General features: G+C 68.5%; 8 protein-coding genes. 3 read left to right on the top strand and 5 right to left on the bottom strand.

Annotated features, from left to right (window positions below):
- Positions 1 to 2 precede the first annotated feature (2 nt).
- The 4 genes from AC07VS_RS14830 to AC07VS_RS14815 form a co-directional block, all read right to left on the bottom strand.
- Positions 3 to 2,120, bottom strand: coding sequence for a sensor domain-containing diguanylate cyclase (locus AC07VS_RS14830; RefSeq protein WP_494751332.1), 2,118 nt, complete (start codon positions 2,118 to 2,120; stop codon positions 3 to 5).
- A 186-nt stretch (positions 2,121 to 2,306) separates the two neighbouring features.
- Positions 2,307 to 2,930 (bottom strand): Crp/Fnr family transcriptional regulator, encoded by a 624-nt coding sequence (locus tag AC07VS_RS14825; RefSeq protein WP_492347852.1) that lies wholly within the window; start codon positions 2,928 to 2,930, stop codon positions 2,307 to 2,309.
- Positions 2,931 to 3,116: 186 nt separating this feature from the next.
- The gene (locus AC07VS_RS14820; protein ID WP_494751331.1) at positions 3,117 to 5,606 is read right to left on the bottom strand and encodes an aldo/keto reductase; all 2,490 of its coding nucleotides are present in this window, start codon (positions 5,604 to 5,606) and stop codon (positions 3,117 to 3,119) included.
- A 13-nt stretch (positions 5,607 to 5,619) separates the two neighbouring features.
- The gene (locus tag AC07VS_RS14815) at positions 5,620 to 6,561 is read right to left on the bottom strand and encodes a glycosyltransferase family 2 protein (protein WP_492347850.1); all 942 of its coding nucleotides are present in this window, start codon (positions 6,559 to 6,561) and stop codon (positions 5,620 to 5,622) included.
- A 230-nt stretch (positions 6,562 to 6,791) separates the two neighbouring features.
- On the opposite strand from AC07VS_RS14815, the gene AC07VS_RS14810 reads away from it, so the two are divergent.
- The gene (locus AC07VS_RS14810; RefSeq protein ID WP_494751330.1) at positions 6,792 to 7,031 is read left to right on the top strand and encodes an oxidoreductase-like domain-containing protein; all 240 of its coding nucleotides are present in this window, start codon (positions 6,792 to 6,794) and stop codon (positions 7,029 to 7,031) included.
- Here AC07VS_RS14810 and AC07VS_RS14805 read toward each other — a convergent pair.
- Complete coding sequence (locus AC07VS_RS14805) at positions 6,965 to 7,915, bottom strand: LysR family transcriptional regulator (RefSeq protein ID WP_492347848.1); 951 nt, start codon at positions 7,913 to 7,915, stop codon at positions 6,965 to 6,967. The two genes, AC07VS_RS14810 and AC07VS_RS14805, sit on opposite strands and share 67 nt — an antisense overlap.
- A gap of 108 nt (positions 7,916 to 8,023) precedes the next feature.
- On the opposite strand from AC07VS_RS14805, the gene AC07VS_RS14800 reads away from it, so the two are divergent.
- Both AC07VS_RS14800 and AC07VS_RS14795 read left to right on the top strand, forming a co-directional pair.
- Positions 8,024 to 10,177: a thiamine pyrophosphate-dependent enzyme gene (locus AC07VS_RS14800; protein WP_494751329.1), complete on the top strand. Its 2,154-nt coding sequence runs from the start codon at positions 8,024 to 8,026 to the stop codon at positions 10,175 to 10,177.
- Between the two features lie 44 nt (positions 10,178 to 10,221).
- Positions 10,222 to 11,802: an indolepyruvate oxidoreductase subunit beta family protein gene (locus AC07VS_RS14795; RefSeq protein ID WP_494751328.1), complete on the top strand. Its 1,581-nt coding sequence runs from the start codon at positions 10,222 to 10,224 to the stop codon at positions 11,800 to 11,802.
- The last annotated feature ends 47 nt before the right edge of the window (positions 11,803 to 11,849 follow it).

Here is an 11,849-nt window from a genome sequence, read left to right as displayed (position 1 = left end):
ACTCAGCCGCTCACCACCGACTGACTCGCCCGGGTGATCACCACCTGGTTGCGCCCGGCGCGCTTGGCCTGGTAACAGGCCATGTCGGCGGCGTGCAGCACGGCGGCCACATCGGGGTACTGCGGGCCCAATTCGATCAGGCCGACACTGCAGCCGATCGCGTGGGCCTGGGGGCCCTGGTCGATGGGCAGATCAGCAGGCAGGTTGACAGACAGCTCAATCGGCAAGGCCTCGATGTGGCTGCGCAAGGCCTCCGCAATCTGGCTGGCGCGCTCCAGTGTGCAGCCCGGCAGCAGCAAGGCAAATTCGTCTCCGCCCAGGCGCCCCACCGTGTCGGTCTGGCGCACCAGGCCTTCCATGGTCCGGGCCACCTGGCGCAGCACCTGGTCACCAGCCGCGTGACCGGCCTGGTCGTTGACGGCCTTGAAATGGTCCAGGTCAACAAACAGCACGCAGCCACCGGTCTCACCCGCGTCGTCTCGCGAGGGGGCCGCCGACCCGGTCTGCGCCGGGCGCTGCAATTGCAATTGCAATTGCAATTGCAGCCGGTGCTCCAGTTCCCGCCGGTTCACCAGACCGGTCAGGCTGTCGTGGCTGGCGCTCCAGGACAGGGCACGCCGCGCCTCGCGTTCGGCGGTGATGTCGTCAAAGATCCAGATCGTGCCGCCCTCGGGGTCGCCCGGCACCACGCCACGGCCCAGCATGTGCACCCAGAAGTCATGCCCGTCCTTGCGTCGGAACATCAGCTCACCATCAAAAAAGCCCTGGCCACCAAATTGCTCGCGCACCTGGCGGCCCAGTTCCTCGTAAGCCGCTTCGGTGGGGTACAGCACCCGGGCCGGCTGGCCATGCAGCTCGCCCGGTGCATAGCCCATCATGGCGCTGGCCCGATGACTCAACAGCTCCAGCGTGCGGTGACGGGTCACCACGATGCCCACCGAGGCATGCTCCAGGATGGCCTCCAACTGCCCCACCATCACCCGCAGGCTTTGTTGTTCACGCTCTTGCGCCATGGCCACCTGGCGCAACATGGACACCAGCTCGCCCAACTCGCCACCCACTTGGGGCCAATTGCTCTTGGCCGGCACCGAGCGGTCCAGCACCTGGTGCATGCGCTGCAACACCTGACTGATGGGTCGCGTCAGCCACAGGATCAGCCAGCCGCCCAGGGCAGCGCATGCCAGGGCCACGCCCGCCGTCAGCCACCAGGCCCAGCGCCCCACCTCCTGGTAAGGGGCCAGCGCCTGCTGCAGGGGCGTGACACGGGCCACGGCCCACGGGGCCACCGACAGGCCGGCCAGGCTGCTCAGGTGCTGGGCATCGCGCTGGCTCAAGGCTTCGGGCGCCATCCCGCTGCCCTGCGTTTCCCAGCGCGGCAACAGCGCCTCCAAACCCGGTTCATCATGGGCCTGGCCCAGCAGGCGTGACGGGCTGGGATGGGACAGCAGCACCCCTTGCGCGTTGAAGACCATCACCGACATGCCCGCCAGCGAGGCCCGGGTGAGTTGGGGCGGCAAGAGCTGGGAGGAATACAGCGACACCCCGCCCACCAGCACCGACTGGATCTGGCCCGCGCCATTCTTCAAGGGCTGGGCCAGCAACACCAACGGCTTCTCTTCAGGCCAGCGCCCCACGGGGGCCCACACATGGGCCTGCCCGTCTGCCAGGGCTTGCAGGCGGACCTGCTCGACCGCAGAGTCCAGCAACCGGGGCAGCGACGGGGCCTGCGCATGGCGCAGCAGCGGCACCCCATCGGCACGGGCGAGGTCCAGAAAATCGAACACAGAAAAGGCCTGGCGCTGTTGTGCCCAGGCCGTGGGCAGGCTGCCGGGGTGCTGCAGGCGCTCAGGGCTAACGTCTTGGCCGAGTTGCAGCAGCAAGGCCTCGATGTGCTGCAAACGGGCATCGAGCAGGGCCGCCTGCAATTGCACTTCCTGCGCCTGCTGGCGGCCGGCGCTGCCCAAGGCCTCGTGTTCGCTGGCCTGAAGGATGAAGAAAACGGACACCGCGCTGGCCAGCCAGCCCGACAGCACGGCCACCACCACCACGCGCAGCTTGAGTGTGTCGGTGGCCCGATGCAGCCCCGTGCCCAGGCGCCGTGCCCAGCGTGTCCAGGTCACGACCGCACGCTCCGGTCCACCACAGCGACTGTCTTGACACACATCCAACAGCGATCGGGACAAGACACCAGCAAGAAGAGCTTCCGCATTTGTAACAAAGCGTCAACTATACGGAGTTGTGCGCAACACGACCAGACAGTCTAGGGACAACCCCTAGCGATCCACCGGCCCGCAGCCGGCGAGCACTCAACCGCCCGCCAGGCTTTGCAGACCGCCGGGATCCAGCAAGGTCAGGTTGCGCCCGGAACCGGCGATCAGGCTGCGCTCGCGCAGGTGGCGCAGCACCCGCGACAAGGTTTCAGGGGCAATGCCCAGTTCGGCCGCGATCAGGCGCTTGCGCTGGTTCAACAGCACGTTCACCACGCCCTGGCTGGCCTGCTCGGCATGGTTGAGCAACCAGCGCGCACAACGCGCTTCGGCGTCCATGGCCAGGCGGCTCACCGCCAGTTCAGTCTGCTGGCGCTGGGAGCGCGACACATCCTGCAGCAGCTTGCGGGCGGGCGGGGCCAAGGTGGCCAAGGTGCGTTGAAAGGCCGGCAGCGGCATGCGACGAACGATGACCGGTGTGTCGCTCATGGCGTCCACCACCTCGGGCAGCCCCAGCACGGCCGAAGCGGCCTCCAGCCAGAACGGCCCTTCGACCACGCCCAGTTGATGGCTCATTTCAGTGCCGTCGTACAGGCCGAGCACCACGCGACCTGAATCAACAAAGTGCACCCAGGGTGAGGTGGTCTGGCGTGCGAGCAAGACCTGACCCGGAGGGACAACCTCGTGTTCGAGGGACAAACCGAAATACTCAGAGGGCAACATGGGGACGACTTTGCCCGAGCCGCCTGCGCCCGATATTGAGGCATGTCAAAGGGGCTGACTGCGCCACAGCCCGCCGTCGCACGGGCTTGATCAGACTCCGTGCCTGGCCAGGGGCTCAGCACGCGCTGAAGCGGCAGAGCCTGCTCATGATCTCGCACCGGCCCCTGGGAGATCGTGAACAGGCGCTCAGCCCCCCAACCGGGCCAGCGCCGCCACGCGCTCCACCTGGCGGGTGGAGACCAGGATGGCCCCCTCCGGGTTGCGCAACATCGCCTGCCCCAGGCGCTGTGCCACAGACAGGCCTGCCGCGCCAGGATCGGCCAGGTAGCCATAGGTGAGCTGCAGGGGGCGCCCCGCCGCCAGCACCGCATCGGCCTGGTGCTGCGACAGGCTGTCGCGCACCTGAACCACCGGGCACAAGACCCCATGGGTGGCCAACATGGCGGCGACGGCCGGCGCCTCGCCCGCCACGCCCCAGGCGCCGATCTGCCCTTGGGACTGCAGGCCTTGCAAGAACTTCAGCCATTCATCGCAGGCGATCTGGCCAGCCACCGGTTCGTGCAGCAACAGCAATTCGACCCGCTCACGGCGCAAGCGGCGCAGGCTGGCTTCAAAGCTGCGCCGGGCCCGCTGTACCGAGCCGTCGACCACGGCGCGGTTCAGCACGGGCAACACCTTGCCCAGCAACTTGCGGGCATACAGGTCGGGAACGGTGGCCCGGGCGCCGGCCGGCGCGTACAGGCCCACCTTGGTGGTCAGCGTGATGCGTCGCGCCAGCTCGCCAGGCAAGGCGCCCAGCGACGCCTCGGCCACGCCATTGCCGTACATCGGCGAGGTGTCGAAATGGCTGAAGCCCGCCTCGATGGCCGCCCGCAGCAAGGCCTGCCGGTCGGCTTCACGGGCCCGATGGTGCAGGCTGGCCGTTCCGAACACCAGGCGGCTGAGCCGCAGAGGGGTGCCGGGCAAGGTGATCTGGCGCATGGGTGCTGTCCTGTCTGAAACCGCCTGGGCGGAGAAGGTCGGTGAGGTCGCGGCTGGGGCTTGCTGCAGGTCGCCCAGGTGGCTGGCCAGGCGCAGGCCCAGGGCCACCGCCAGCAAGGTGGGATTGGCTTCGCCCGAGGTGGAGAACACGCTGCTGGAGGCGATGTACAGGTTGTCCACCCCGTGCACCCGGGCGTTGCCGTCCACCACGCCCTGGGCGGGATCGGCGCTCATGCGGGTAGACCCGATCTGGTGGAAGCCATCGGACGCCTGCTCGAACACATGGGCCGCACGCTCAGCCTCGGGGCGTTCGTAGGCCAGATGCCCCAGGCCGGCCGCCCGCAAATCCTGGTCGAGCAAGGCATGGGCGTGCAGCACGGAGTCGATGTCCTGCGGTTGGTAGCGGAAATCGATCTTGAGATCGCCCTGGTCGTTTTGCAACGTGACACGGCTGTCGGCATGGGGCACCTGCTCGGCGTGGTAATCCAGGGCGTAGGTACCGCCGGCGTTGCGCAACACAAACCCCGGCTTGCGCACCGCAGACAGGTAGCGGTGGCGCAGGATGTCGATCACGTCCAGGGCGGCCCGCCAGGGCCGGCGCGCGATGTTCAGGCCGTGGGCCAGCCAGCGGTAGGGCGGAGGACCGATGTGCTTGAGGCGCATGGCCTCGGCCACCAGACGGCGGCCGATGGGCGCGATTGCCAGCCCCATGAACACCGCCGACAGCGTGGGGTTGCGGTGGCTCGCGTCGTAGAACGGCGGGTTGTCGATGTAGAACGAGGTGTTGAGCAGGCCTTGTTCGCGCTGGGTGGCGGCGCTGGGGGTCAGGCGCCGGCGCACATAGGTGCCGCAGGCATCGCGGCTGAAGTCCAGCCAGCGCACATCTTGCGGCCGCGTCAGGACCAGGCGGGCAATGCTGCCCATGATGTGCCCCATGTAATACCGCCCAAGCGGCCCTTCGGGCCCGCCAAACAGCGCCGGCTGCTGGCGCTGCGCCTGCAGCAGCAGGCGGGTCACCCCCAGCGCCCCGCCCGCCAGCACAAAACGGCGGGCGCGCACGCAGAGGGCCTGCCCCTGGTGGCTGGCCCGAATGCTCTCGAGGTGCTCACCGCAGGGGCTGAAGCCCAGCGCCTCCACCCGGGCGTCGAACAGCAGGTCCAGACCGGGCACCGCGAGGGCCTGCTGGCCCAGGCTGCCGATCAGGCGCGGTTGATGGGACCAGCGCTCCAACTGGGTCAACTCGAAGCGGGACAGCTGCCGCACCGGGCCCTGGGCCTCGGGTGGCAAAGGGCGTCGAAACTCCGACGAGCCGCAATCCACACAACGCGCCGCCGCCTCGTACCAGGGCTGGACGTCCGCCCAGCTCAAAGGCCAGGCCACCCCGGGTACCTGGGCACGCGGTTCGAAGTCATGGGCCTCGAAGGGCACGCAGCGGCCGCCCCAAAGCCAGGTGGTGCCGGCCAGGCCGGTGTGGGTGGCCAGCGCCAGCGGGGCATGGTGCTGCGGCCGCACCAGGCTGGAGCCGCTCCAGTCGGGCGCCGACTGGGCAGGGTCCTGACGGCCGGCCTCAAGCACCAGCACACGCAGGCCGCGCGCCTGGGCAGCCAGGGCCAGCGACAGCCCCACAGGCCCGGCCCCCACCACACACAGGTCATAGGCATCGGCCTCACTCGGGGGCTGTTGCAGCACGCTCATGATCGCCCCGGGCTCAGTGACGGGTGTCGGGCTGACGCAGCACGAAGCGCTTGAGGCGCTGCATCTGCCACTCCCGCAGGTAGCGGCGGAATTCGGGGTTCTCGTAGCGCGGCAGGCCCTTCAGCGCGGACCAGAAGTAGCTGAAGATCATCAGCAGGCCACCGATCACCACCGGCTTCTCGCGCATGCGGTTCAGGCCGGCCGCGATCGCATACAGCGGGTGATAGCCCATGTACCAGTTGCCCCGGCCCCAGCGCAGGCGCCCTTCGTAGATGTGTTTGTCCGACGAGCCCATGATGCGGTGGTGCCACAGCCAGGCCTGGGGGTCGTAGAAGGACTCGGTCTCCCAGCCTTTCATCCAGGCCATGTGCACATCGATGCCATCCCAGGACAGGTGCTGCACAAACCCCCCGATGGCCTCGAAGGCCTCGCGGCGGTACAGCTTGAACTGGCCTGCCACCTGCTCGGCAATGTGACTTTCCTCGATGTAGCGGCCCTGCTCGAAACGAAACACCTTGCCCGACACCGCCGCCAGGCGTGGGTTGGCCTCGAGCCGCTGCAGCATGTGTTCGATGTAGTGCGGGCCAAAGGACATGTCGCCGTCCAGCTTCACGATGAAGGCGTAATCCAGATGCTGGATGTGCTCCATGCCAAAGTTGAAAGCCGCCACCACACCGCCGCCGAGCTTGCGAAAGCCCCGGTTCTGACGCGGCACCAGCCGGATGAAGGGATAGCGTTCGGCGTACTCGCGCACGATGTCGGGGGTTTCGTCGGAGGAGCCGTCGTCGACCAGGATCCACTCCACGGGGCGGCAGGTCTGGGCCACCATGGCATCCATGGTCAGGCGCAGGTACTGGGCCTCGTCACGCACCGGCGAGATGACCACCATCGGGACCACACGGGGGTTGAGGGCGGGGGGTGCCTCCACGGGCTCCAACTTGAAATCGGATGTCATCTCGGAATGCTTGAGTTGAGTGAGGCAGAGGTCAGACGCGGGCGGTCCATCGGCGCCCGAAGGCTTGTCGAGGTCGGGGCCACCCGACACGCTGACGGCCCTGCATTTTACAGTTTGCAACAATATGGGCCGCCAAAGTGAACGACCAGGAGAGGAAGCAAATCACGAAACCCGGGATCGGTGCCCCATGCACTGACAAAACTGATCCATCCTGTCCCTTGCCCCCCGCCATGCCCGTCAACCCAGAATCCACCACCGCGCTGCCGGCACTGCTGCAAGGCCGCCAGCAGATCGCCCGGCTGCAGGCCGCCCTGGCCCAGGCCGGCCTGAGCCTGCGCCCACCGCCGCCCGAACCACAGACCTGTTGCGGACGCGGCTGCAACGGCTGCGTGTGGGAAGGTTTTTATGCCGCGCTGGCGTTCTGGCGCGAGGATGCCGAGGCCTTGCTGTCGGGCTCGGAAAACAGCTGAAGGATCAGGCCGCGCAGCCAGGCCAGACCCGGATCGGCTTCGAAGCGGGCGCTCCAGTGCAGTGCCACATCGAAGTCGCGCAGCGCAAACGCCGGCTCGACCACCGCATAGCCCCCCTGCCCGGCAAAGCCCAGCGCGATGCTGCGCGGCATCAACACGGCCAGATCGGTGGAGCGCACGATGGCTGGCAGCACCATGAAATGCTCGGTCGTCAGGCGCACCCGTGCCTCAAGCTTGAGCAATTGCAGGATGCGCAAGGGATTGGTGTGCGTGCGCACCGCGACAAACTCCAGTTGCTGCAACTCGTCCAGCAGGGCCTGCGGGCTGCGCTTGCGCCGCGTGAAAGGGTGGCCGGCACGCAGCAGCACGATGTAGCGATCGCTCAGCATGACGGCCTGGCGCGTGTCCTTCACGCTGGGCAGAAAGCCGAATGCCACGTCGATGCGGCCCTCGTCCAGGGCCTGGGCAATGGTGTCGGGGGGCAGCGGCCGGGTCTCGAGGCGGATGCCCGGGGCCCGCGCCTGCACTGCCGCCATCAGCTCGGGCAGAAAGCGCGCCTCACCGATGTCGCTCATGTGGATGCGGAAGCTGCGCTGTGACTCGGCGGGGTCGAAGCGCTCGCTTTCATTGAGGGCAGCCTCCATCAGGCTCAAGGCCGCCTGCACCGCGCGCGCCAGGCGCTCGGCACGCGGCGTGGGCGCCACGCCGCCCGGGGCCCGCACAAACAGGGCATCCTTCAGCAGCAGGCGCAGGCGGGTCAGGCCCTGGCTGGCGGCGGGCTGGGTCAGCCCCAGGGCTTCGGCCGCCCGGCTCACGCTGCGAGCCCGGTAGATGGCGTCGAACAGGCGCAGCAGGTTGAGGTCGATGTCGTGCAGCTTGAGCATGGGTAGGGCCCGCCTTTCATGCATTCAATGCATACCACTTAGTTGGCTCATTTTATTGATGGATATTGCCAGCCTGCCGATGATGGCGCCCATCAAGGAGACAGCACGGTGGAAGTTTCATTCAGCAAAGAGGTAGAACAGTTGCGCCTGGGCGCCGGGGCCGAGTTCCATGGCGAGGGCATCCTGGCCATCACCAAGGGGCTGTTGCAGTCGGGGGTGGCCTACATCGGGGGCTACCAGGGCGCGCCGGTGTCGCACCTGCTGGACGTGATGGTGCAGGCCCGGCCCTACCTGGACGAACTGGGCGTGCACGTCGAGGCCTGCGCCAACGAGGCGTCGGCCGCCGCCATGCTGGGGGCCTCCATTCACTACCCGCTGCGCGGTGCGGTGACCTGGAAGTCGATCGTCGGCACCAACGTGGCCGCCGACGCGCTGTCCAATCTGGCCTCGCCCGGGGTGACCGGTGGCGTGCTGGTGGTGGTGGGCGAAGACTACGGCGAAGGTGCCAGCGTGATCCAGGAGCGCAGCCACGCCTTTGCCCTCAAATCGGGCCTGCTGCTGCTCGATCCGCGGCCCGAGCTGGGCCACATGGTGCACCTGGTCGAGCAGGCCTTCTGCCTGTCGGAAGCCTCGAACATGCCGGCCCTGATGGAGCTGCGCATCCGGGCCTGCCACGTCAAGGGCAGCTTCACGGCACGCGACAACCAGGCGCCACCGGTGTCGACCCGGGCCCTGATGAGCGACCCGGCCGGCTTCGACTACATGAAGCTGGCCCACCCACCCGTGACCTTCCGACACGAAAAGCTCAAGAACGAGGAGCGCGTGCCGGCGGCCCGCCGCTACATCGTCGAGCACGGCCTCAACGAGCGGCACGAGGGCCTGCACGCCGACCTGGGCCTGATCGTGCAGGGCGGCCTGTACAACACGCTGATCCGCACCCTGCAGCAGTTCGGACTGGCCGACGCCCTGGGCCACAGCGAGCTCCCGCTGCTGGTCCTCAATGTGGTGAGCCCCCTGGTGCCCGAGCAGTTGATCGCCTTTTGCAGCGACAAGCGCGCCGTGCTGCTGTTCGAAGAAGGCCAACCCGAATACATCGAGCAGGAACTGGCCACCCTGCTGCGCCGCCACGGCGTGAGCACCCCGCTGCACGGCAAGGACTGGCTGCCCATGGCCGGCGAATACACCACCGAGGCCATGGCCACGGGCCTGCGCCCCTTTGTGGCGCGCTACCTGCCGCAGCACGATGCCGGCGAGGCCGAACGCTGGCTGGCCGACAACGCGGCGCGGCGAGCGGCCGTGGCCGCGCGCCTGCAGGCCCCGCTGCCCAACCGACCGCCGGGCTTTTGCATCGGCTGCCCGGAGCGACCGGTGTTCTCGGCCCTCAAGCTGGCCCAGCAGCAGACCGGCGCCGTGCATGTGGCGGCCGACATCGGTTGCCACGCATTTGCCACCTTCGAGCCGTTTTCGATGGGTCACTCGATCCTGGGCTATGGCATGAGCCTGGCCAGCCGGGCTGGCGTGTCGCCCCTGATGCAGCGCCGCTCGCTGGCCATCATGGGTGACGGCGGCTTCTGGCACAACGGCCTGCTCACCGGGGTGCAGAGCGCGCTGTTCAATGGGGACGACGCCGTGCTGCTGATCTTCAAGAACGGCTACACCTCGGCCACTGGCACGCAGGACATCATCTCCACCCCCGGCGAGGCCGCCAAGGAGGCCGCCGGCGACAAGCAGCAGAGCCTGGTGCACACCGACCAGACCATCGAGAACACCTTGCGCGGCCTGGGCGTGAAGTGGCTGCGCAGCGTGCCCAGCTACGAGGTGTCGACCATGCGCGACACCTTGGTGGAGGCGCTGACCAGCCCCTTCGAAGGCCTGAAGGTGATCGTGGCCGAAGGCGAGTGCCAGCTGGAACGCCAACGCCGCATCAAACCCTGGATCGCCAGCCTGCTGCAGCGCGGCCAACGGGTGCAGCGCGTGAAGTACGGGGTGGACGAAGACGTGTGCACCGGCGACCACGCCTGCATCCGCCTGTCGGGCTGCCCCACGCTCACCCTCAAGAACAACCCCGACCCGCTGAAAGTAGACCCCGTGGCCACGGTCATCGACGGCTGCGTGGGCTGCGGCCTGTGCGGTGCCAACGCCCATGCGGCCACGCTGTGCCCCTCGTTCTACCGCGCCGAGCTGGTGCGCAACCCGCGCTGGCACGAACGCCTGCTGCACCAGTGGCGCGGCCTGTTCACGCGCCGGCTGCAACGGGCCTGAGTGCCCCCCTTGCCCCCCACTCCTTTCACCGACCGGATCCCGACATGCGACGACAAGAACCCATCACCCTGCTGATCTGCGCCCTGGGCGGCGAAGGTGGCGGCGTGCTGACCGAATGGCTGGTCGACACCGCCCGCCGCGCCGGCTATGCCGCGCAAAGCACCTCCATCCCCGGCGTGGCCCAACGCACCGGCGCCACCACCTATTACCTGGAGGTGTTCCCGGTACCCCTGGCCCAACTGGGCGGCCAACGCCCCATCTTCAGCCTGAACCCGCTGCCAGGCCGGCTGGACGGCCTGGTGTCGTCCGAGCTGCTGGAGACCTCACGCGAGATCGCCAACGGGCTGGTCAGTGCCGAACGCACCCTGGTGATCAGCGCCAGCGGCCGCACCCTGACCACGCTGGAGCGCATGCAGCCGGGCGACGGCCGCCGCGACAGCGACGAACTGCTGGCCCTGCTGCGCGAACACAGCCGGGCCCACCATGTGCTGGACATGTCGGGGCTGGCCCGCCAGTCGCGCACGGTGGTGAGCGCCGTGATGTTGGGCGCCCTGGCCGGCAGCGGCCTGCTGCCTTTTCAGCGAGCCGACTACGAGGCCACGGTGCGGGCCGGCGGTGGGCCCGCCGAGGCCAGCCTGCGGGGCTTTGCGCTGGCTTGCGACGAAGTGCAGCGGCAACGCCAACAGCAGGGCCTGCTCGACGCCTGGCTACCCAACGCCCCGGCCACGGACCCCCAGGCCGAGGCCGACGCCGAGGCGATCAGCCGCGCCGCGCCGCCTGCGCTGCAGGATTTCCCGACCGCGCTGCACCCCCTGCTGACGCTGGGCCACGCCCGGGTCTGCGACTACCAGAGCGCGGCCTATGGCGAGCGCTACCTGCAGCGCCTGCGGGGGCTGCTGGCCGCAGAACGCGCCGCCGATCCCCACGCCCGGCACAGCTTTGCCGTCACCCGGGAGGCCGCCCGCTGGCTCGCCTTGTGGATGGCGTTTGACGATCTGATTCGCGTCGCCGACCTGAAAAGCCGCGCCAGCCGATGGCAGCGCGTGCGCGCCGAGGTGCAGGCCGGCGAAGACGAGTTGCTCAAGGTGTACGAGCACTTCAAGCCCGGGGTACCCGAAATCGCCGGCCTGCTGCCGGCGCCGCTGGCGGCCCGCCTGCTGGCCTGGGACCGGCGCCGCGCCCAACCCTGGTCGCTGGCCCTCAAGCTGGGCACCCACACGGTCACCGGGCTGCTGGCCTTGCGCGTGATGGCAAAGCTCAAGCCGCTGCGCGTGCACGGCAGCCGCTTTGCCACCGAACAGGCGCTGATCGATCAATGGCTGCAGGGCATCCATGCCGGACTGCAACACAGCTGGGCCAACGGCCACGAGCTGGCGCAGTGCGGGCGCCTGATCAAAGGCTACGGCAGCACCCATGAACGTGGCCAGGAGAACCTGATGCACATCCTGCGCCACTTGATCACGGCGCCGGCCGCCACCCTCTCCGCAGCGCGACAGGCCGCCCTGAAAGACGAAGCCGGCCAGGCACTGGACGCCACCCTGCAGGCCCACGGCGCACCGGCGCGCCCACTGAAAGAGGTGCCCATCCGCTGGATGAGGCGGCCGCCGACCGCGGCCCGGCCCTGAGCCGACACAGGCCACCAGCCTCCCCCCGCGCTCATTGAACGAAAAAC

This window comes from Curvibacter sp. GW821-FHT01G03, assembly GCF_059422285.1.
Note: the sequence above shows the minus strand (reverse complement) of the source record. Positions and strands in the feature narration are given on the sequence as shown.